Origin of the sequence: Tateyamaria omphalii (assembly GCF_014651375.1) — a bacterium.
GTDB classification, from domain to species: domain Bacteria; phylum Pseudomonadota; class Alphaproteobacteria; order Rhodobacterales; family Rhodobacteraceae; genus Tateyamaria; species Tateyamaria omphalii.
The window spans coordinates 63,437-84,735 of record NZ_BMWT01000006.1 but is presented as its reverse complement, the minus strand read 5'-3'; the positions used below and the strand labels follow the sequence as shown (position 1 = coordinate 84,735).

Below are 21,299 nucleotides of genomic sequence, written 5' to 3'. Positions count from 1 at the left end.
TCCCATGACGTATTCTTTGCTTGAGACCATGCACATTTACGAGGTCATCGGCATATTGGGGTTTGCCCTTTATGTGATCAACTACGGGCTGTTGACCACCCGTTGCCTGAGTGGCGATTGCCTGACCTACTTCGCCATCAACCTGATTGCTGCAAGCTGTGTCTTGCTCGGGCTTATGGCCAGCTTCAACCTCGCGTCTGCCCTGATCCAGATATTCTGGGTCGCCATGTCGATCATCGGCATCCTGATCCGCTTGCGCAGACGGCGATACCGGACAATCGCCTAGAGGGCGGCAGCCGTCCTGCGCACAGTTTCGATACGTTGAGCGTTGGGTGGGTGTGTTCCAAGGAAGCGGTCGCCGGGATCAGGAATACGGTTAAAGAATTCGGCTCCTTTGACGGGATCATACCCGCCGGCGGCGGTGATGACCGTGCCCAGCGCGTCGGCCTCAAGTTCGAAATCCTTGGAATAGGTGCGGGCACCCACTTGCGCGCCAATCCGCTGAGCCGACTCAATTGCACCGGCGTCGCCGCCGGTCAGAGTTGTGGCCAAACCGCCGAAGATCACCGCCCCCGCAGCAGCATTCTGCTGCTGACGCGCGATGTGCCCGCTTACGTGGTGGGCCGCTTCGTGCCCCAGCACAAAGGCCAGTTCATCTGCATTCCGCGCATCATCAATCAACCGCTCAGTGAACACGAGAAGCGGGCGCCCGTTGTCATCCAGCGTCTGGAAGGCATTGGAAGGTGCGTTCGGACGATCATCCACGATGATCTTGAAATCGCAGTTCACATCTCGTGTCCGGGCCCGGCACTCGCGTTCCGCCACCGGCTCCATGCGTCGAACGACCTCGGCAAAGGTGCGCAGGGATTGCTGCCGCGACCCCAACTCGTCCGGCACCTCCCGTACGGCGGGCGCAGGACCGCCCGTGGGCGCGGACGTGACAACCACGTCATCGCATGCGGCCACAAAGGCCAATGTGGTCAGGGCGGCCAAGAGACGCGTTATCAAGGCGAAGTCCTTTCATAAGAAACGGGGAGGATACTATCACGCACGTTGGCAGCTTCCAGCCCTGTTCACGCAGCCGTGTGCCTCTTTGCAAGTCAGCGCCCATGCCATAGGCTTTGCACATGTTTACGATCGAGCACGAATTTGACGCCACAGTCGTCACATTGGTGGATGACGGGGCCGCCCCTCTCCAGGAAGATGTTGTGATCAACTCGTTCGCCGAGGTGATCACTGTGGAACAATACGACCCGCGCACCGACAGCGTGGTCAAGATCACCCTATCCCCGGAACAGGCGCGCGATCTGGCCGCTGCACTGGACCTGCCGGAAGGTGTGTACCAGTTGCGCAAGGAACCAAAGTGAAAAGGTCTGGACCCTTGACCTGTCTCTGCTAGCCTGCGCGGCAATACGGGAGGACAGACATGGCAACCGGCACCAAGATCCGCACGTTTTATGAAGGTGCGTGGCACGATGAAGATGTGGCGATCATGCGCGCTGCAGATCACGGCAGTTGGGTGGGCAGTACAGTGTTTGACGGCGCACGCTGGTTCGATGGGCGCGCGCCGGATCTGGACCTGCACTGCGCCCGCGTGAACCGATCCGCCGAAGCCTTGATGCTGACCCCAACCATGGAAAGCGCGGATATCGTAGAGGCGATCCAAGAAGGGTTGAAAGCCTATGATCCGTCTGATGCGGTTTACATTCGGCCCATGTATTGGGGTTTGGACGGTGACGCGTCAGGTATTGTTCCCAAGCCGGACATGACAGGATTTGCCATCTGCCTCGAGGCGATCCCAATGGCCGACCCATCCATGTCCATCACGTTGGGCCGCACCCGGTTTCGCCGCCCGGTGATCGAAGACAACGTGGTCAATGCCAAAGCGGGATGCCTCTATCCCAACAACGCTCGCATGCTGGCCGAGGTGCGTAAGCGCGGGTTCCAGAATGCGTTGGTCGCTGATGCGATGGGCAATGTGGCGGAAAGCGCCACTGCCAACGTCTTCATGGTCAAGGACGGCGCGGTCATTACGCCCATCCCCAACGGCACCTTTCTGTCCGGCATCACCCGTGCACGCCACATGTCCAACATGCGTGCGGACGGGATGGAGGTCATCGAAAAGGTCCTGACCTTCGAAGATTTCGAGGACGCAGACGAGGTGTTTCTGTCCGGCAACATGATGAAGGTGACGCCCGTTTCGGGCTTCGAGGATACATCCTACCAGGTCGGTCCTGTCACCCGCCGTGTGCGCGAGATGTATTGGGATTGGGCGGCAAGCCATGGTTAAGCCGCTTGAGTTCTGGTTCGAATTTGCCAGCACCTACAGCTATCTGAGTGCTGCCCGTATCGAAGATGCCTGTGCGGAGGCAGGGGTGCCGCTGGTCTGGCGGTCGTTTCTGCTGGGCCCCGTCTTTGGCGCGCAGGGCATGACGGATTCGCCGTTCAACATGTTTCCGGTAAAGGGCGCGTACATGTGGACGGACATTGCGCGGTGCTGTTCCGATCTGGGGCTGCCTTTTGCCAAGCCATCCTCATTTCCGCGGGGCAGCCTGCTGGCCGCGCGCATTGCAGCGGCACATGCGGATGAGCCGTGGGTTGGCGCCTTTGTCCGCGCGGTGTACCATGCCAATTTTGCCGAGGATCGCGCTATTGCCGATGATGCCGTGATTGCCGCCATTCTGGACGAGATTGGCCAGGACGCAGCCGAGGTCATAGCCACGGCCACGGCGCCGGACGGCAAGGCCATGCTGCGTCATGCAACCGAAGAAGCGGTGGAACGTGGGCTGTTTGGTGCACCGAGTTTTGTCGTGGATGGCGCCTTGTTCTGGGGCAATGACCGCTTGGAACAGGCGCTTGCCCACGCCCGCGCCGCGTGATCAAAGGCGGGATTGCGCACAGGCAGGGCTTGGGCCATTGTGCCGAAACGTGAGCGGAGGACAGGATGCGCAAATTTCTGGTGGTGCTGGATGACAGCCGTGAATGCCTGAACGCGATGCGCTTTGCCGCGATGAGGGCCAGCCACACGGGCGGTGGCGTTGCAATCCTGTCGGTGATCCCGCCGGATGAGTTCAATCACTGGATCGGCGTTGGAAATGTCATGCGTGAAGAGGCCCGCGAACGTATCCATGCCCATTTCGAGGTTTTCGCCAAGTGGATGCGTGACAAGCAAGGGATCGACCCGGAGCTGATCATTCGCGAAGGCCAGGCTGTCGACGAGATTATGGCGCAGGTCCATGATGACCCGGAGATTGGTGTGTTGGTGTTGGGGGCCGGTACGGACAAGAAGGGCCCTGGCCCCATTGTCACGCAACTGAGCCGCAATGCGGGCAATCTGCCCATTCCGATGACCATCGTTCCCGGCGATCTAAGCAAAGAGAAGCTGGAAGCCATCACCTGATCTCCATTTGTATAGGATCGGCTCAGTTTAGAACGGTTCCAAACCTTGACAGTTTGCTGCCGCGCCCGCATATCCTAGTGTAACGCTCAGGAGCTGACCCATGTTCATCCAAACTGAATCCACACCAAACCCCGCAACGCTGAAATTCCTGCCCGGCCAGTCCGTATTGGATATGGGCACGGCGGATTTCCCAACGGCAGACGCGGCAGATAAGTCGCCGCTGGCCAAGCGAGTCTTTGCCGTTGAAGGCGTGACGGGTGTGTTCTTTGGAACAGACTTTGTCACTGTAACCAAGGCCGATGCAGTTGATTGGGATCACATCAAGCCCGCTTTGCTTGGCGCCATTATGGAGCACTTCCAGTCCGGTCAGCCCGTCATGGATGAGGGCCATGCCCCGGCGTCCGGTCACGCGGAACATGATGGTGAGGATGCAGCCGTTGTGGGCCAGATCAAGGAACTACTGGACAGCCGGGTGCGCCCCGCCGTTGCACAGGACGGTGGTGACATCACATTCCACGGGTTCGATCGTGGCGTTGTTTACCTGCACATGCAGGGTGCCTGTGCGGGTTGCCCGTCTTCGACCCTCACGCTTAAAATGGGGATCGAGAACTTGCTGCGCCACTACATTCCCGAGGTGACAGAGGTACGCCCTGTTGCCGTCTGACACTGCCGGGCCGATCACGGCCCGATGTTATTGTGGTGCGTCCCGACTGACGCTGGATAAGCCACCTTTCACGGTGGCTTATTGCCATTGCAGCGATTGCCGTCGCTGGACAGGGGCGCCGGTTGCGGCCTTTGCCGCCTTTGACCGGGCGGATGTCATCGCGCAATTGCCAGATGCATTTCGGGGGGCCACCGGTGTCGAACGCTGGACATGCCCCACCTGCCACGCACCGCTGGCGGCTGCCTTCGACTACTTGCCGGATCAGGTCTATTTGCCTGTCGGGATCATAGATCAGGCGGATCAGCTTGCCCCTGCGATGCACAGCCATGCTGGCAATGCCTTGCCGTGGCTCCATATCGACGACGACTTGCCGCGTTCTGATGCGTCGGCGCGTGATGCCTTGAACACAGTGGCCGAATGACAAAACCGCTCATCCTCGGATTTGACACCTCTGCGGCCCATTGCGCAGCGGCATTGGTGCGCGGCGATGCAGTTTTGATCGCCATTGGTGAAGAGATGGCGCGCGGTCAGGCCGAGCGGTTGATGGACCTGCTTAAGGAGGTCCTGGAAAGCCAGGGCGTAAGTTGGGCCGATCTGGATGCGCTGGCCGTGGGAACTGGGCCGGGCAACTTCACCGGCATTCGGATCGGTGTGTCGGCGGCGCGCGGTCTGGCCCTTGGGCTGGGATGCCCTGCCTACGGGGTCACAGGTTTCGAGGCCCGAATGCGGATTGCGCCCGCGGGTACAATTGTCGCCATCCCCGCGCCCCGCGACATGGCATACGTCATGGAAGGCGACAAAGCGCAGTTGCGCCCCGTCGCGGACATCTCGAACACGGCCCCGCATCCCACGCCCGCAGACTTGGCAACCGCCATTGCACAACACGCCGCCTCTGTCTGGCCGACACAGGCACCATCCCCTGCCCCGTTCTATGTCCGTCCGCCGGATGCGGCACCTGCGCGGGATGCGCCGCCACCCATCCTGCCATGACACCGGACGCGCTTGCCGATTTGCACAAGGCGGCCTTCACGCAGGAACGCCCTTGGTCAGCGCAGGAGTTTTCCGATCTTCTGGCGAATCCCCACACATACCTAAGCGCATCCGAATGCGGGTTTGCCCTGTGGCGCGGGATTGCCGAAGAGGCGGAACTGCTGACCATCGCCGTTGACCCCGCGCATCAGGGTCAGGGCATTGGCACGAATTTAATGACCAACTGGATGTCGGAGGCGGCCAGGACATGCACCAGCGCCTTCCTTGAGGTTGCGTCGGACAACGCAAGCGCAATTGCGCTCTACATCCGCCAAGGCTTTGGAATCATTGCAACTCGTACAGGTTACTACCAACGCCCGGACGGCCGCGCAGACGCGCTGATCATGCGCGCGGGCCTCTCCTTCCCTGTTTCAAAAAAATCCTCGGGGGGGCTTCGCCCCTAGGGCGGAGCGGGGGCAGACAGCCCCCCTGCCTACCCAATCAGCTTTGCGCAAGGTTAGGCCCCTTCTCACCCGCCCCACGAGTTAAAAAGCGGTTGACGCCCCCCCGCCCCTGCGGCCTAATCCCGTATGATCTTTTGATCCCGGGCGTTCGGTGGTCCGCTGCCACCGCCCCAACCACTAAAAACTGGGAGACCTGATACATGACCATGATGCAGAAAATCCTTGGCGCGACCGCGGCCCTGGCCCTGTCCGCAGGTGCTGCGCTGGCTGAACCCGCGCTGATCTTCGATCTGGGCGGCAAGTTCGACAAATCCTTTAACGAAGCAGCTTTCAACGGCGCGAAACGCTGGGCCGATGAGACCGGTAACACGTTCCGCGAGATCGAATTGCAATCCGAAGCGCAGCGCGAGCAGGCCCTGCGCCGCTTTGCTGAATCCGGCGCGAACCCGATCGTCATGGCTGGCTTCGCCTTCGCCGATGCTCTGGGTCAGGTCGCCGCTGACTACCCGGACACCAAGTTCACCATCATCGACATGGTTGTAGATGCCCCCAACGTACGCTCGGTTGTCTTTAACGAGCACGAGGGCAGCTACCTGGTCGGCATGATGGCCGCGCAAGCCAGCGAATCCGGCACTGTCGGCTTCATCGGTGGAATGGACATCCCGCTGATCCGCAAATTCGCCTGCGGCTATGCACAAGGCGTCAAAGCTGTGAATGCCGATGCGACGGTCATCGCCAACATGACAGGCACCACACCTGCCGCATGGAACGACCCTGTTAAAGGATCTGAGCTGACCAAAGCACAGATCAGCCAAGGTGCTGACGTTGTGTATGCAGCAGCAGGCGGCACCGGCGTGGGTGTTCTTCAGACCGCTGCCGACGAAGATATCCTGTCGATCGGCGTGGACAGCAACCAGAACTACCTGCACTCGGGCAAGGTTCTGACGTCGATGATGAAGCGCGTGGACAACGCCGTGTTCCAGGCCTTCACCGATGGCGTGGAGATGGAAACGGGCTTTAACGTCATGGGCTTGGCCAATGGCGGTGTCGGTTATGCGCTGGACGAGCACAATGCAGCCCTCGTGTCAGATGAGATGAAGGCAGCGGTTGATGCAGCATCCGCCGAGATCGCTGGCGGCACCCTAACAGTGCACGACTACATGTCGGACGACAGCTGCCCTGTGTTGAACTTCTAAGCACACGATATGCAATGGTTTGGGCCGCCCGGTTACATCACCGCGCGGCCCAGATTTTTCGTACGAAAAATCTTGGCCCCGGACCAAGGGAAGACCCATGACAGCCCCCGCCATTGAACTCAAAGGCATTTCCAAAGCCTTCGGCCCTGTTCAGGCCAACAAAGATATTTCCATCCGCGTGATGTCCGGCACGATCCACGGGATTATTGGGGAGAATGGCGCAGGCAAGTCGACGCTGATGTCCATCCTGTACGGTTTCTACAAGGCAGACGCGGGCGAGATTTTCATCGGGGGGAACAAGACCGAAATCCCTGACAGCCAGGCGGCCATCGCCGCTGGCATCGGTATGGTGTTCCAGCACTTCAAGCTGGTCGAGAACTTCACTGTGTTGGAAAACATCATTCTAGGCGCCGAAGATGGTGGATTGCTGAAACCATCGCTGTCGAAGGCCCGCAAAACCCTGCTGGACCTGGAGAAAGAATACGATCTCAAGGTCGATCCCGATGCCATCATTGAAGAGATTGGCGTAGGCATGCAGCAGCGCGTCGAGATCCTGAAAGCCCTGTACCGGCAGGCCAACATCCTGATTCTGGATGAGCCCACGGGCGTGTTGACGCCTGCCGAGGCGGATCAGCTGTTCCGTATTCTGGGGCGTTTGAAGGAAGAGGGCAAAACGATCATCCTGATCACGCACAAGCTGCGCGAGATCATGGACATCACAGACACCGTCAGCGTGATGCGCCGGGGCGAAATGACGGCCACCGTCAAAACCGCCGAAACCAGCCCCGAAGAGCTGGCCGAGTTGATGGTCGGTCGCAAGGTGTTGTTGCGCGTCGACAAGGCACCAGCGACACCCGGCGACGTTGTGTTGGACGTTCAAAATCTGAAAGTTGTGGACGAACAGGGCGTCGAGCGTCTGCGTGGCATCGACCTGCAAGTGCGCGCTGGTGAGATTGTCGGCATCGCAGGCGTTGCAGGCAACGGGCAATCAGAGCTGCTTGAAGTTCTGGGTGGTTACGAGGACGCGACCGGGACCGTGACTTTGAACGGCCAGCCCATTGATCTGACCGGCAAGTATTCGGATGGGCGGTCGCGCCGCGACCGGGGCATCGCCCACGTGCCCGAGGACCGTCAGCGCGAAGGGCTGATTATGGACTTCCCTGCTTGGGAAAACACCGCATTCGGCTATCACAGGGATGCGGCCTATACCTCGGGCCTGCTCAGCAACAACGCGGCCATCAAGGCCGATACAGCCGAAAAGATGGAACGCTTTGACGTGCGTCCGCCGCATCCGCATCTGGCGGCCAAGAACTTTTCTGGCGGTAACCAGCAAAAGATCGTGCTGGCGCGCGAGATTGAGCGGAACCCGGACCTGTTGCTGATCGGGCAGCCCACGCGTGGCGTGGATATCGGGGCCATAGAATTCATTCACCAACAGATCGTGGCCCTGCGTGATCAGGGCAAAGCAATTCTACTGGTGTCGGTCGAACTGGAAGAAATCCTTGGTCTTGCCGACCGGGTCGCCGTCATGTTTGACGGACAGATCATGGGTGAACGGCAGACGACCGAGACAGACGAAAAAGAACTGGGCTTGCTGATGGCGGGCATAACCGACACCGACAAGCCCCACACGATGGCCGAGATTGAAGCCAACCTTGCCCATGCGCACGGCAATGCGTCGAAGGAGGTCTGAACCATGGATGTGATGCCAAAATGGGCCGAGGTGATCCTTGTTCCGCTGATCTCCCTGATCCTTGCCGCCATCCTGTCGGCGCTGGTGATCCTTGCCATTGGAGAAAACCCGGTCGAGGCGGTGAACCTGATGGTCACCGGCGCGATTGGGTCGACCTATGGGTGGGGCTACACGCTCTACTACGCGACCAATTTCATGTTTACAGGGCTGGCAGTGTCCGTGGCATTCCACGCCGGGCTGTTCAACATCGGGGGCGAAGGTCAGGCCATGTTGGGCGGGCTGGGTGTGGCCCTAGTGTTGCTGTTCATTCCCTGGCCGCATTGGACAATTGCCTTGTTGGCCGCAACGGCAGGTGCCGCAGTTTTTGGCGCACTTTGGGCCGCGATCCCGGCCTATCTACAAGCCAAGCGGGGCAGCCATATCGTGATCACCACGATCATGTTCAACTTCATCGCGGCTGCCGTACTGAACTACATGCTGGTCAACCAGTTGCGTCCTGCAGGCAGCATGGACCCCGCGACCGAGCGGTTCCGGGAGGCAGTACATTTGCCCAACCTGCACGAGATGCTGGCCCCCATCGGCATCAACTTCTCCAAGGCTGCCCCTGCAAACGTGTCGCTGGTCATTGCCATCATCGCCTGTGTTCTGGTGTGGCTGTTGATCTGGCGCACACCACTGGGTCTGGAAATCCGCTCCTATGGCAAGTCGGGCCGCGCCGCCAAATACGCAGGCATCGGGGCCGTGCGTATCACCATGATCGCCATGCTGATCTCGGGCGCGCTGGCGGGCATGATGGCCATCAACAACGTGATGGGTGAGGCCGAGCGGCTGGTCCTGAACGCTGTTGAGGGCGCAGGCTTTATCGGCATCGCGGTCGCCCTGATGGGTCGCAGCCACCCCTTTGGCGTTTTCCTGGCCGCGATCCTCTTCGGCTTTCTCTACCAAGGTGGGGCTGAACTGGCGCTTTGGACGTCGATCCCACGCGAGTTGATTGTCGTCATTCAGGCGCTTGTGATCCTATTCACGGGGGCGCTGGACAACATGGTGCGGATGCCGCTGGAAAAAGTGTTTCTGGCGGCGCGCAACGCGCGCGCATCCAAATCGGTTGAGCCGGCGGAGTAAGTACGATGGATTTTCTCGCCCTTTTTGACCTTGCAGTCCTCGACTCAACCATCCGTCTGGCCACGCCTCTGCTACTGGCCTGTCTTGCTGGCCTGTTCTCGGAGCGCGCGGGCATTTTTGACATCGGCCTTGAGGGCAAGATGTTGTTTGCCGCGTTCTTCTCTGCCGCTGTGGCAGCCCTGACCGGCTCGGTCTGGCTGGGCCTGTTGGCAGGCATCGCATCATCCATGGTGCTCTCGGGCATCCATGGCCTTGCTTCGATCACCTTTCGCGGCAACCAGTTGATCTCGGGCGTGGCCATAAACTTCCTTGCCGCGGGCATGACAGTGCTGATTGCACAGGACTGGTTTCAGCAAGGCGGGCGTACCCCGTCACTGATCGGAGGCGGGCGGTTCGAACCGATCATCCTGCCCTTTGCGGAAAGCCTGCGCGGCGTGCCATTCCTCGGCCCGATCTATGCTGAGCTGATCTCGGGCCACTCGATCCTTGTCTATGTGGCGCTTCTGGCCGTACCTGGCACATGGTGGCTGCTCTTCCGCACCCGCTTTGGCCTGCGCCTGCGTGCCGTGGGTGAGAACCCGGCGGCCGTTGATACAGCCGGTGTATCGGTTGTGGGTCTCCGCTTTGTCGCAGTTGGCATCTGTGGCGTTCTGTGTGGCATCGCGGGGGCATATCTGGCGACGGGCCTGCAAGCGGGCTTCGTCAAGGACATGACAGCCGGTCGTGGCTTTATCGCGCTGGCCGCCCTGATCTTTGCCAAGTGGCGGCCCTGGCACGCGCTTTGGGCCACATTGCTGTTCGGCTACTTGCAGGCCATCGCCCTGCGCCCGGACATCATTGAGGGCGCCCTTGGGTTCAAGGTGCAGGTCCAGCTTCTCGACGCCCTGCCCTATATCCTGACCGTGGTGATCCTGGCCGGATTTGTGGGCAAGGCGATTCCCCCGCGTGCAGGAGGGGAGCCTTACGTGAAAGAACGGTAAGGCGCATCTTGATGCGCCACCAAACCGCCCCAATCGTAAGGCGCACATGTCTGTGCGCCCCGCGATAGGTCCAGATTTCTCACAAACTTAGTCCCAGTTTGCTGCGCGGCGGCATGACATCTTGATTTCCCGTACCGTGCCGTCCTAACAGTACCCATGCAAATCTACCTGCCCATCGCCGAGGTATCGGTTAACGCGTTCCTCCTTCTTGGTTTGGGCGGACTGGTAGGTATCTTGTCAGGCATGTTTGGTGTGGGCGGTGGCTTCCTGATGACGCCACTTTTGTTCTTTATCGGCATTCCCCCGGCGGTCGCTGTCGCGACCGAAGCCAACCAGATCGTGGCCTCCTCGTTCTCTGGTGTGCTTGCCCATCTCAGGCGCAAAACGGTGGATCTGAGGATGGGCACTGTGTTGCTGATTGGCGGTCTGATAGGTGCGGCACTCGGCGTGCTGATCTTCAACTATCTCAAGTCATTGGGTCAGGTCGATCTGCTGGTCCGTCTGTGTTACGTCGTGTTCCTTGGCGTGATCGGCGCATTGATGTTTGTCGAAAGCTTGAATGCGATCCGCAAGACGGCCAAGGGCACTGCGATCCCCACCCGCAAGAAGCACGGGATGATCCACAAGCTGCCCTTCAAGATGCGGTTCCGTGTTTCCGGCCTCTACATCTCGGTCATTCCACCTTTGCTCGTTGGACTGAGTGTTGGCATCCTTGCCGCCATCATGGGTGTTGGGGGCGGGTTCATCATGGTGCCGGCCATGATCTATCTGCTGGGTATGCCAACCAAGGTGGTTGTCGGGACATCGCTGTTCCAGATCATCTTTGTCACCGCATTCACCACGATGCTGCACGCCACGACGAACTTTACCGTGGATGTTGTACTCGCCGTCCTGTTGCTCGTCGGCGGTGTGATTGGGGCCCAGATCGGCACGCGCATCGGCGTGCGGATGAAAGCGGAACAGCTGCGTATCCTGCTTGCCCTTATGGTGCTGGCCGTGTGCGGTAAGCTGGCCTTTGATCTGCTGGTCATGCCATCCGAACTGTTCTCTGTCGGCGCGGTGGAGGGGCATTGATGCTGCGCTGGCTGGCCCTCTTCGTTCTTGTTGCACTGCCTGCCTGGGCAGAAGAGGTCGTTCTGGGCTTGAGCCAGGACGAAGTTGCCATCACCACCAGCTTTGATGGGTCAGAAATTCTGATCTTTGGTGCGGTGAAGCGTGAAGCCCCGATCCCGGAAGGTGAATTGGGTGTCATCGTCACCATTGCAGGCCCACCTGAGCCTGTGACCGTGCGCCGCAAAGAGCGCCGCTTTGGCATCTGGGTCAATACGGACGCAGTCGAAATTGACGCGGCGCCAAGTTACTACGCTGTTGCTTCGAGCGCCCCGCTTGAAGACGTTCTGGGTGTCCGTGAGAATCTTGAACATCGCGTATCCGTCACCAGCAAACTGAATGCTGTGGGTGCGCCGGAGTCGGTTCTGGATGCGAGCGCCTATGTGGCGGCTCTAATCCGTATCAACACTGCAGCAGAGACGTATCAATTGCTTGAAGATCAAGTTGTTGTCGATGAAGACACCCTGTTCCGGACCCGCATCCGACTGCCAGCGGCGCTGACGGAAGGCGCCTATGAAACGCGCATCTTTCTGACACGGGATGCAGAGGTTGTGGCCAGCTACGAGACAACCATCGACGTCCACAAGGTAGGATTGGAACGTTGGTTGTTCGTCCTGAGCCGTGAAAACCCGTTCTGGTATGGAATAATGTCTCTCGCCATTGCCATTGCGGCCGGGTGGACCGCATCGGCTGCGTTTTCGCTATTGCGCAACTAAACCTCTGGCTCCTCGGGTGCGAGCGTAAGCGTAGCCGCCGGAACGCTGCGCAGATCGTCCACGCGAAGCGGGCCCGTCGGTTTTGACAACCTGTTCCGGACCACCCAGATCAACCGGTCCTGCGCGCGTGTGATGGCCACATAGGCCAGCCGCTTCCAGAGGGGCTGCCCTGCCTCTGTCCGGTTCATGCGGGCGGCCACAAAAAGGTCAGGTGCGAACACCTGCACCGTGTCCCATTGCGATCCCTGCGCCTTGTGGATTGTTACGGCGGCTCCGTGGAGAAATGTGGCGCCCATACGTGCCGCATAGGGGATAAAGGGTTCTTCTTCGTCCGGTTTTTCTATCTTCACAATTGACGCGGCCGAGACTTGTGGGTCTTCGGCCCCGATCACGTGTAGGCGGGAAAAGCCAGGTTTGCGCCCTTCCCCCAGATAGACGACCTGTGCGCCCTTGATCAGTCCGCGCGCCTCAAGGTCCAGTCGCTTCTTGCGGTGTTTCAGAGGCAGTTCCAGCCCGTCACAGATCAACGGCTCCCCTTCTATGAGGCGGTCTTCGGGGGCTTCATACACCGCGCGGAAAGCATTGATCAGCCGGATGCGGGTGGCGTTGCGCCACACGAGCACCGGGCTGCGGGCCATCAGGTCAACCTCGACCCGTTGGCCCCAGACGACACGTTCGTCGCGCGCGGCAGCCTCCTCCACCATCTTTTCAAACCGATAGAAGTCAACCTGCGGGTCGGCCAGCGCGTGCGCGAGGTCAAGGATCGGGTTGTCCGCTGCTTGCCGGTGGATACGGCCCAGATTCATAACCCGCCGTTCGGGCAGTTTGTCGAATACCATTGCGCCGGATTGGTTGACCGGGGCCAACTGCGCGGGATCGCCAAAGAGCAGAAGGGTCGGGAAAATCTCCTTCAGATCCTCGAATTGCTTGTCATCCAGCATCGAGGCTTCATCGATGAAGCCAATATCCAGCGGTTCCTCGCGCCGTTTCCAACCAGTGATGAAGTCGCTGCCGCGCAGCCCCGCAGCAGCCAATGCTCCGGGAATGGATTTGTTCGTCTGGTAGAAGGCATAGGCCCGATCAAGCGCCTGATCCGTCAGCCCTTCAACCTCTGGCCGGTCGCCATTCCCTGCGAGCCATTCTGCAATGCGTTCATATTCCGGGTCATAGACGGGGGTATAGAGAATGCGGTGGATTGTCGTCGCTGGCACACCGCGAAAGCGCAGAACGCTTGCCGCCTTGTTCGTAGGGGCAAGAATGGCAAGTGTACGGCGGTCCTTACGTCTGCGGGATTCGTAGTCTCCAGACACAACGTCCACCCCGGCAGCTTCGAGTGCCTTGTAAAGTTCGGAGAGCAGAAGTGTCTTGCCCGAGCCAGCCTTGCCGGTGATTGCCATGACGGACGTTGCCGTGGATTTCGGCGGCATCAGAAGTGCGTCCTCAAGATCGATACCTGCACCGCGCAACATCTCGGTTACGGTGTCAAAAGCTGTGGCCTGATCGTCAGAAAGGGCAAGGGAAGTGGACATGCCGCGACCCTATAGATCGGTCGCGGCAGGTGCCAGCGCGATCAGGCACTGCGCGCGTAGTTGCGGTAGCGTGTCATGCCGAATGCCCGGTCAAACCACTGGCGCGATCGCTGCATCGGAACACCGGCCCGTTCGGCGACAGCTTCTGCGTCGCCCTCGTCGAAATGCCAAAGGCCAACGCTGATCTGGTCGCGGCCTGTACCCGTGCTGCCCAACACATCAGGTGAAGAACCAATCATGCGATAGATGCGGACCATACGGGCGTCAAAAACACCAACAAAGTGCTCGATCCCGAAGTTCTGCATGATTTCCCCGCCGCCCAGCATCAAAGCGGCAGCGACATGACCACCGGCCCCACGTGTCAGGCAGAAACGGCTGCATTCCCAGATCAATGGGCTAGCAATGGGCCCAGAGATCAAGTCACCAAAGTGTTCGTTCACCATGGTGCGGCCGGTCGTCGGCAGGAAACGCATGGATCCGCCATGCGACCCGTCCGGTTCTTCCCAAATGACATAGAGCGGGTTCAGATCGTCATACGCGTCACGCTCGTACCCATCCTGGTCTACGTTAACATCCCACCCCAATCGGGTTTTGAACTGGTCCGCACGGTCGCGAAACATGGTGCGGGCAAGTTTGGGATAATCGTCAAGATCAGAGGCATAAACATAACGCAGCATTGTAATACTCCTTGTCAAACCGGGGAGGAATGACCGGGAGGCTACCGTGACGTAAGTTAATATCTTGTGCGCATAGCAGTGCGTTGTGTTGCCCTCTAAAGCAACAAGCACTTTTACACGACGATCAACCCCCGGCTCATGGCCCGGGCAACGGCATGTGTCGTATTCATAGCACCCAGTTTGAACCGGGCGCTTTCGATGTAGACGCGCAGCGTATGCTCCGAAATCGAGAGCGTGTCGGCCACCTGCGCGCGGCTGTATCCCATGGCCAGAAAGGTCATCGCGTCAACCTCGCGCGGGCTGAGCGCCTGAGACTGCTCGGGCGCGCGATCCGGCTCCAGTTCCAGCGCCTTTTCGTTGAACATGTGGGCGATCAGGATGAGATCACGACGATGCGCATCTGTCCAATCTGCCCATGTTTTGTCGTCACATGAGTGGCTTGTCGTAAAGAGGGCGAATTGCCCGTTCGGCCCACGGATCGGAACCGAGAATCCCTGGTTACCAACACCGTGAGCGATGGCTTCAGCCTGAAAAGCGCGCGCTGACTTGCTACTCCAGTCCAAGCGCTTCCAATCAACTGGATGAAACCTTTGAAAACACCCAAGAATAACCGGGTCAACACGCAGGTAATTCTGCTCGAGATATCGGTCGCGCCAAGCATCCGAATATGTTCCGCAACCATACTGATCCCCGGCTGAATCGACCCAGTGATAAACCACATGATCGACATTGTAGTGATCGCGAATATCTTCGGACGCTGCCTGTAGGGCAGCGAGCCCCTTAGCTTGCTCCAAATCCTCCAAAATAGGTTCCAACGGCTGCCTCGCCGTCGTGACGCTGACCATCCTGTGTTTCCTTCATCGCGGCGATCTCGGCCATCGCGACGATTGCGGTGTCATCCAACTGCTCAGCGAGCGCATGCATGTCGTTGGAGCGGGCAAAAGTCTTTAGGTCCGTAAGAACGTCCAGTATCCAGTCACTTTTCATGATCAGACTCACTCCCGAGTGGTTAATGAAAGGTTAACACAACTATAGCATGTGTTAACTCGGCTCGAAAATTCACGTATTTCCCCTCCCCAGAAATAGTGAGGTGCTGATTTACAAGTCATTGATCCCATTGCACCTGTACTTGGAACAGCAAAACGCCCGCGAAACCACAGGGTGATTCGCGGGCGTTCATACTCACCTTTGACGTGTGTGACGTTAACGCCGTGCTTCCAGCGCATCCTCAAGAGTACGCAGACCGGTCTTGGGCGCCTGCACCAGCACCGACATGTTCCCGGGCTTGTGCTCGTTGCGCAGCATCTTCATGTGCGCTTCGGGCAGGTCATTCCAGGCAAAGACTTCGGACATGCAGGGATCAAGGCGACGCTCGACCATCAGGTGGTTAGCCGCTGATGCTTGCTTGAGGTGGGCAAAGTGGCTGCCTTGCAGACGTTTCTGGTGCATCCACATGTAACGCACATCAAAAGTCAGGTTGTAGCCGGTGGTGCCTGCGCAGATCACAACCATACCGCCCTTCTTGCAGACAAAGGTCGAAACCGGGAACGTGCTTTCACCGGGGTGTTCAAAGACCATGTCAACATTCACACCCTTGCCGGTGATGTCCCAGATCGCCTTACCGAACTTGCGGGCTTCCTTGAACCACTCGGCATATTCCGGCGTGTTGACTGTGGGCAGTTGCCCCCAGCAGTTGAAGTCTTTGCGGTTGATGACGCCCTTGGCACCCAGATCCATAACGAAGTCACGCTTGCTTTCGTCGCTGATCACGCCGATGGCGTTGGCACCTGCCGTGTTTATCAACTGGATCGCATAAGAGCCCAAACCACCTGATGCGCCCCAAACCAGAACGTTCTGTCCTGGCTTCAGGTCATGTGGTTCGTGGCCAAACAGCATGCGGTACGCGGTGGCGAGCGTCAGCGTGTAGCACGCGCTTTCTTCCCAAGTCAGGTGCCTTGGCCGCGGCATAAGCTGCTGCGCCTGCACGTTGGTGAACTGCGCGAATGAGCCATCGGGAGTTTCGTAGCCCCAGATGCGCTGGCTTTCCGAATACATCGGGTCGCCGCCATTGCAATGCTCGTCATCGCCATCGTCCTGGTTGCAGTGGATCACCACTTCATCCCCGACTTTCCAGCGTTTCACCTTGTCGCCAACGGCCCAGACGATGCCAGAAGCATCGGAACCCGCGATATGAAACGGCTGCCCGTGCCCGTCAAAGGGGGAAATCGGCTTACCCAGCGATGCCCAGACGCCATTGTAGTTCACCCCGGCCGCCATCACGAGTACCAGCACCTCGTGGCTGTCGAGCTTTGGCACGTCGACCACTTCCAACTGCATCGCCGTGTCCGGTTCACCATGCCGCTCGCGGCGAATGGCCCACGCATACATCTGTTTCGGGACAAACCCCATGGGGGGGATTTCCCCCATCTCGTAGAGGTCTTTTTCAGGTGCGTCGTAGGACGCGATGCCAGTATCGAGTGCCATGTTCAGCCTCCGGGTTAAAAATTCCGTGCCGCAGCGCAGAATCGACTGCGTTACGGCTGAATATGGCTCGACGCGAAATAAAGCAACCCACACTTCGGCATTTTTGTAATTTTATGACTTTGCATGCGCAGCATCCTGCGAGGTGATGCTATCGGGATACAGGTCGTCAATCGAATTGGCATAAAAGCGGAACAAATCCAGTTCATCGCTCACTTTTTCCCACCCGTTGTTTGCCCGCCGGATCATTTCGCGCCGCTCCATGTCATCCAGAGCACGGGAGATGCGACTGTTCAGATCATCATCTGTCAGAGGCGGGCGCGTTCCGCGTTGGGACGGCATAGCTGTTTTGATCCGATGGGTCATATCCGCTTCCGGGATCGGCGTGTCCGTTTGCAAGAACATACGGGCCAGCAAAGGTACAAACGGGACTGGCATCACATCCTGAATGCGAGCACGCAACGTTTCGGCCAAGGTTTCAAGATCATGATCCTGTCCCAAGGCTGCAAGAGAGACTGGTGGGCCGAAGACCACGGACGCGGTTCCAAACTTGCGATACCGCCGCGTCATCCATTGCCACAGCAAGCGCAGAATGGCGGCCATGACCACTGTAATGCTGACGCCAAAACGGCGGTCTCCCCGCTTATGGGCGGCGATCAACACGCGATCTTCCAACACACGGTCGTAGTTGATTGCGACCGGAACAAAAACAACATCGCGTTTGCTCGGATCATAGCCTTCAACGACATAGGACAAGAGCCCCATCTTGAGCGGCATCAGGCGGCCATTCACACTCAACCCGCCCTCAGGGAAAATGGCCTGAGTCACACCAGCAGCGGTGGCCATGCGCACATAGCGAGACAATACTTTGCGATACAGCGCGCCCCGTGACCTGCGGCGGATAAAGTATGCACCCATGGATTTGATCAAACGCGACAAGGGCCAGACGCGCGCCCACTCCCCGACCGCGTAACTGAGTGCCGAAGCCCGCGCCGCAAGATATGTGACCAGCACGTAGTCCATATTGCTGCGGTGGTTCATAACGAAAACCACGGTTGCATCCGGGTCCACGCTTTGAATCTGCTGATCGTTGTTGAGGCCCGTCCGCACGTCATAAAGCGCTGTGGCCAACCACCGCGCCACACGCGCACCAAAGCTGAAATAGGCAAAGGCCGAAAAGCTGGGCACGATTTCGCGGGCGTAGCGGCGCGCTTGTTCAAAGGCCACGTTTTCAGGCACATCGTTTTCACTGGCGTGCTGAACGATGGCCTCGGTCACTTCCGGGTCATAGATCAGGCGCTGGATCATGTCGTGGCGACGGGCCAGCTTGAAAGGTTCAATAGGCCGCGTCAGCCTTTCGTTCAGTCGGCTTACCGCTCGCTCCAGCCGCCTCCGAAAGAACCAGCGCACCGACGGGAACAGGAAATGCGAGGCAAAGGTCACGGCCGCGAACAACACGATCAGCACAAAAAGCCAGAGGGGGAGTTCAACCGATCTCATCATCGGGTGGACCCTCGCAGGCGTAAGGGTTGGGAGCAAGCGAAATGGACTGGTCTTTCCCCTGTCTGCCCCTGAAAGTGGCCGAATGTATGATGGAGATTCCTTCTATACCCTAACCGTTTGGGGTCAGATCGGCCTGGCAGTCGTGTCCTTGCTGTTTGCCGTCGCGGCCCTTGGATTTACACGCCTGCTGGTGTTGCGCCGTCCACTCATCATCCGCGTGCCAGTGTGGTTGGTTGCTTTCATCACCTTTGTTTGGGCATCACCACAGGGATACTATACCTACTACCGGGTGATTTTTGACGGGTTGCCAGCGCAATCTGTGATCAAGGCACCGCCCCCGCCAGAAGAGATACTGGCGCTGCTGACTTTTACCGGACCCGTGACGTTATCAGCCCACAGCGTCGGGGTTCTGGGATGGCTGATGTTTGTCGTAGCCGTCTGGCCGCAACGCAGAAAATGCCGCAACGCAGCGGATTGACTGCGCCACAAAATTACCTATACCTCACATCATACGAAATTTTGTTACCCAGCCGATTCACGGGAGAGTACGCCATGTCGCAGCCTGCACAGAAAGACCGCCCTTGGTTGATCCGCACCTACGCCGGACACTCGACCGCCGCCGCATCCAATGCCCTCTACCGATCGAATCTGGCCAAGGGTCAAACCGGTTTGTCAGTGGCGTTCGATCTGCCGACGCAAACAGGATATGACAGCGACCACGTTTTGGCGCGTGGCGAAGTTGGCAAGGTGGGCGTGCCCGTTGCGCATCTGGGCGACATGCGCACGCTGTTCGACCAAATCCCGCTGGAGCAAATGAACACGTCCATGACAATCAATGCGACGGCTCCATGGCTATTGTCGCTTTACATCGCCGTGGCCGAGGAACAGGGCGCGGATGTGTCCAAGCTGCAAGGCACCGTACAAAACGATCTGATCAAGGAATACCTGAGCCGCGGCACCTATATCTGCCCGCCGAAACCGTCGCTCAAGATGATCGCGGATGTAGCCGAGTATTGCTACACCAGCGTGCCGAAATGGAACCCGATGAATGTGTGTTCCTATCATCTGCAAGAGGCGGGCGCGACGCCCGAGCAGGAATTGGCATTTGCCCTGGCCACGGCGACAGCCGTTCTCGACGAATTGAAACCCCGTATCGATCCAGCTGATTTTCCTGCAGTTGTCGGGCGCATTTCCTTCTTTGTGAATGCGGGCATTCGTTTCGTCACCGAGATGTGCAAGATGCGCGCATTTGTCGATCTGTGGGACGAGATTTGCGAAAAACGCTATGGCGTGACCGACCCGAAATTCCGCCGCTTCCGTTACGGGGTGCAGGTCAATTCACTTGGCCTGACGGAACAGCAGCCGGAAAACAACGTCTACCGCATTCTGATCGAAATGCTGTCTGTGACACTTTCAAAAAAGGCGCGGGCTCGCGCGGTTCAATTGCCTGCGTGGAATGAAGCCCTTGGTTTGCCCCGCCCCTGGGACCAGCAATGGTCCATGCGGATGCAGCAGATCATGGCCTTTGAAACCGACCTGCTGGAATATGACGATCTGTTTGACGGCAACCCCGCCGTCGACGCCAAGGTCGAGGAATTGAAAGCAGGCGCGCGTCACGAATTGGAAAACCTTGATGCGATGGGCGGCGCCATTGCAGCCATCGACTATATGAAAGCCCAATTGGTGCAATCAAATGCCGAACGCCTGAACCGGATCGAAAAGGGCGAAACGGTTGTGGTTGGTGTGAACAAGTACCAAGCAGGGGAACAATCCCCGCTGATGACTGGCGATGGTGGGATCATGGTTGTCGATCCTGCAGTCGAGCAGGATCAGATTGACCGTTTGAACGCATGGCGCGCCGACCGGGACGATACCGCGGTCAAGGCGGCACTGGTTGAGCTGCGCGCTGCGGCGAAGGTGGGCAAGAATGTCATGCCTGCCTCGATTGCCTGCGCCAAGCTTGGCGTCACCACGGGTGAATGGGCGGCACAGATGCGTGCGGTGCACGGAGAGTATCGTGGGCCAACAGGTGTATCGTCAGGTCGCTCGAACATGACCGAGGGTCTGGACGATCTGCGCGATGCCGTGGACGCCGTGAGCGACCGCCTGGGTCGCCGTTTGAAATTCCTTGTGGGCAAACCGGGCCTTGATGGCCATTCGAACGGCGCGGAACAGATTGCCGTTCGCGCCCGGGATTGCGGGATGGACATCGCCTATGAAGGGATCCGGTTGACGCCGGAAGAGATTGTGACCGCAGCCCTCGAGGACGAAGCGCATGTGGTGGGTCTGTCGATCCTGTCGGGCAGCCATATTCCACTGGTAGAAGACCTGATGCAGCGTATGCGGGCCGCCGGGTTGGGCCATGTCCCGGTGATTGTCGGCGGTATCATCCCGGATGACGACGCAGACAGGCTGCGGGCCATGGGCGTGGCTCGGGTCTATACACCCAAGGACTTCGAACTGAACACGATCATGCAGGACATCGTGACGCTGGCCGATCCAAAGGCCGTGGCGGCGGAATAGACGTCACTTCACCCTCTGAAAAACAGCTGTCTGAGCAAGTCCTGTGACACGCTGCAGCGTTTGCAATGCCGTGTCTGCGTCTGTTGCCACAGCAGTGGTTTCTTTGCCTACTCCCGGCGTGACAGCATCTGCAATCGGGCTGTTGACCGCTGTTGGGAATGCCATTTCTCAATCCTTCTTTGTTTTTCTGATTTGTCTGCATTCACCAAGAGATCGACCGGACCAGCCTCGTTCAATAGAAAGGCAGGGCTTGTAGTCGTGACCGCCCGCAA

Annotated in this window: 25 protein-coding genes; 17 read left to right on the top strand and 8 right to left on the bottom strand. The window is 58.8% G+C overall.

Annotated features, from left to right (window positions below):
* Positions 1 to 4 precede the first annotated feature (4 nt).
* The gene (locus IE087_RS18865) at positions 5 to 286 is read left to right on the top strand and encodes a CBU_0592 family membrane protein (protein ID WP_189370942.1); all 282 of its coding nucleotides are present in this window, start codon (positions 5 to 7) and stop codon (positions 284 to 286) included.
* On the opposite strand, the gene IE087_RS18860 is transcribed toward IE087_RS18865, so the two are convergent.
* The gene (locus IE087_RS18860) at positions 283 to 1,005 is read right to left on the bottom strand and encodes a M48 family metallopeptidase (protein ID WP_229801477.1); all 723 of its coding nucleotides are present in this window, start codon (positions 1,003 to 1,005) and stop codon (positions 283 to 285) included. The two genes, IE087_RS18865 and IE087_RS18860, sit on opposite strands and share 4 nt — an antisense overlap.
* A 122-nt stretch (positions 1,006 to 1,127) precedes the next feature.
* On the opposite strand from IE087_RS18860, the gene IE087_RS18855 reads away from it, so the two are divergent.
* The 14 genes from IE087_RS18855 (at position 1,128) to IE087_RS18790 (ending at position 12,314) form a co-directional block, all read left to right on the top strand.
* Positions 1,128 to 1,367, top strand: coding sequence for a DUF8831 family protein (locus IE087_RS18855; protein WP_189370941.1), 240 nt, complete (start codon positions 1,128 to 1,130; stop codon positions 1,365 to 1,367).
* Between the two features lie 59 nt (positions 1,368 to 1,426).
* On the top strand, positions 1,427 to 2,290 hold the full coding sequence (locus IE087_RS18850; RefSeq protein ID WP_189370940.1) for a branched-chain amino acid aminotransferase: 864 nt from the start codon (positions 1,427 to 1,429) through the stop codon (positions 2,288 to 2,290).
* Entirely contained in the window at positions 2,283 to 2,879 is a 597-nt protein-coding gene (locus IE087_RS18845; RefSeq protein ID WP_189370939.1) for a 2-hydroxychromene-2-carboxylate isomerase, read from the top strand. The genes IE087_RS18850 and IE087_RS18845 overlap by 8 nt, the downstream gene beginning before the upstream one ends.
* A gap of 65 nt (positions 2,880 to 2,944) precedes the next feature.
* Complete coding sequence (locus tag IE087_RS18840) at positions 2,945 to 3,400, top strand: universal stress protein (protein WP_189370938.1); 456 nt, start codon at positions 2,945 to 2,947, stop codon at positions 3,398 to 3,400.
* 100 nt (positions 3,401 to 3,500) lie between these two features.
* Positions 3,501 to 4,064, top strand: coding sequence for a NifU family protein (locus IE087_RS18835; RefSeq protein WP_189370937.1), 564 nt, complete (start codon positions 3,501 to 3,503; stop codon positions 4,062 to 4,064).
* A complete protein-coding gene (locus IE087_RS18830; RefSeq protein WP_189370936.1) occupies positions 4,054 to 4,485 on the top strand; it encodes a GFA family protein in 432 nt (143 codons plus the stop codon). Before IE087_RS18835 ends, IE087_RS18830 begins: the two co-directional genes overlap by 11 nt.
* Complete coding sequence (gene tsaB, locus IE087_RS18825; protein ID WP_189370935.1) at positions 4,482 to 5,054, top strand: tRNA (adenosine(37)-N6)-threonylcarbamoyltransferase complex dimerization subunit type 1 TsaB; 573 nt, start codon at positions 4,482 to 4,484, stop codon at positions 5,052 to 5,054. Before IE087_RS18830 ends, tsaB begins: the two co-directional genes overlap by 4 nt.
* Positions 5,051 to 5,497 (top strand): ribosomal protein S18-alanine N-acetyltransferase, encoded by a 447-nt coding sequence (rimI, locus tag IE087_RS18820; RefSeq protein WP_189370934.1) that lies wholly within the window; start codon positions 5,051 to 5,053, stop codon positions 5,495 to 5,497. The genes tsaB and rimI overlap by 4 nt, the downstream gene beginning before the upstream one ends.
* 200 nt (positions 5,498 to 5,697) lie before the next feature.
* Complete coding sequence (locus tag IE087_RS18815; RefSeq protein WP_189370933.1) at positions 5,698 to 6,693, top strand: BMP family lipoprotein; 996 nt, start codon at positions 5,698 to 5,700, stop codon at positions 6,691 to 6,693.
* A gap of 97 nt (positions 6,694 to 6,790) precedes the next feature.
* The gene (locus IE087_RS18810) at positions 6,791 to 8,386 is read left to right on the top strand and encodes an ABC transporter ATP-binding protein (protein ID WP_189370932.1); all 1,596 of its coding nucleotides are present in this window, start codon (positions 6,791 to 6,793) and stop codon (positions 8,384 to 8,386) included.
* Between the two features lie 3 nt (positions 8,387 to 8,389).
* Positions 8,390 to 9,508, top strand: coding sequence for an ABC transporter permease (locus IE087_RS18805; protein ID WP_189370931.1), 1,119 nt, complete (start codon positions 8,390 to 8,392; stop codon positions 9,506 to 9,508).
* A gap of 5 nt (positions 9,509 to 9,513) precedes the next feature.
* The gene (locus IE087_RS18800; protein ID WP_189370930.1) at positions 9,514 to 10,488 is read left to right on the top strand and encodes an ABC transporter permease; all 975 of its coding nucleotides are present in this window, start codon (positions 9,514 to 9,516) and stop codon (positions 10,486 to 10,488) included.
* A 156-nt stretch (positions 10,489 to 10,644) separates the two neighbouring features.
* On the top strand, positions 10,645 to 11,562 hold the full coding sequence (locus IE087_RS18795; protein ID WP_189370929.1) for a sulfite exporter TauE/SafE family protein: 918 nt from the start codon (positions 10,645 to 10,647) through the stop codon (positions 11,560 to 11,562).
* Positions 11,562 to 12,314, top strand: coding sequence for a TIGR02186 family protein (locus tag IE087_RS18790; RefSeq protein WP_189370928.1), 753 nt, complete (start codon positions 11,562 to 11,564; stop codon positions 12,312 to 12,314). Before IE087_RS18795 ends, IE087_RS18790 begins: the two co-directional genes overlap by 1 nt.
* Here IE087_RS18790 and IE087_RS18785 read toward each other — a convergent pair.
* From IE087_RS18785 to IE087_RS18760, 6 genes are all read right to left on the bottom strand, one after another.
* A complete protein-coding gene (locus IE087_RS18785; RefSeq protein WP_189370927.1) occupies positions 12,311 to 13,843 on the bottom strand; it encodes an ATP-dependent DNA helicase in 1,533 nt (510 codons plus the stop codon). The genes IE087_RS18790 and IE087_RS18785 overlap by 4 nt on opposite strands.
* Positions 13,844 to 13,884: 41 nt before the next feature.
* Positions 13,885 to 14,520 (bottom strand): acyl-homoserine-lactone synthase, encoded by a 636-nt coding sequence (locus tag IE087_RS18780; RefSeq protein ID WP_189370926.1) that lies wholly within the window; start codon positions 14,518 to 14,520, stop codon positions 13,885 to 13,887.
* Positions 14,521 to 14,633: 113 nt separating this feature from the next.
* Positions 14,634 to 15,365 (bottom strand): helix-turn-helix transcriptional regulator, encoded by a 732-nt coding sequence (locus tag IE087_RS18775; protein WP_189370925.1) that lies wholly within the window; start codon positions 15,363 to 15,365, stop codon positions 14,634 to 14,636.
* Entirely contained in the window at positions 15,301 to 15,507 is a 207-nt protein-coding gene (locus IE087_RS18770) for a hypothetical protein (RefSeq protein ID WP_189370924.1), read from the bottom strand. The genes IE087_RS18775 and IE087_RS18770 overlap by 65 nt, the downstream gene beginning before the upstream one ends.
* 216 nt (positions 15,508 to 15,723) lie before the next feature.
* Positions 15,724 to 17,004 carry a crotonyl-CoA carboxylase/reductase gene (gene ccrA, locus IE087_RS18765; RefSeq protein WP_189370923.1) on the bottom strand — a complete coding sequence of 427 codons (1,281 nt, stop codon included), beginning with the start codon at positions 17,002 to 17,004 and terminating at the stop codon, positions 15,724 to 15,726.
* Between the two features lie 111 nt (positions 17,005 to 17,115).
* Positions 17,116 to 18,504 carry a 1-acyl-sn-glycerol-3-phosphate acyltransferase gene (locus IE087_RS18760; protein WP_189370922.1) on the bottom strand — a complete coding sequence of 463 codons (1,389 nt, stop codon included), beginning with the start codon at positions 18,502 to 18,504 and terminating at the stop codon, positions 17,116 to 17,118.
* Between the two features lie 82 nt (positions 18,505 to 18,586).
* Here IE087_RS18760 and IE087_RS18755 point away from each other — a divergent pair, with 82 nt between their 5' ends.
* Positions 18,587 to 18,982: a hypothetical protein gene (locus tag IE087_RS18755; protein WP_189370921.1), complete on the top strand. Its 396-nt coding sequence runs from the start codon at positions 18,587 to 18,589 to the stop codon at positions 18,980 to 18,982.
* A 74-nt stretch (positions 18,983 to 19,056) separates the two neighbouring features.
* Complete coding sequence (locus tag IE087_RS18750) at positions 19,057 to 21,027, top strand: ethylmalonyl-CoA mutase (RefSeq protein ID WP_189370920.1); 1,971 nt, start codon at positions 19,057 to 19,059, stop codon at positions 21,025 to 21,027.
* Positions 21,028 to 21,030: 3 nt separating this feature from the next.
* On the opposite strand, the gene IE087_RS18745 is transcribed toward IE087_RS18750, so the two are convergent.
* Complete coding sequence (locus tag IE087_RS18745) at positions 21,031 to 21,192, bottom strand: hypothetical protein (RefSeq protein WP_189370919.1); 162 nt, start codon at positions 21,190 to 21,192, stop codon at positions 21,031 to 21,033.
* Between the last annotated feature and the right edge of the window lie 107 nt (positions 21,193 to 21,299).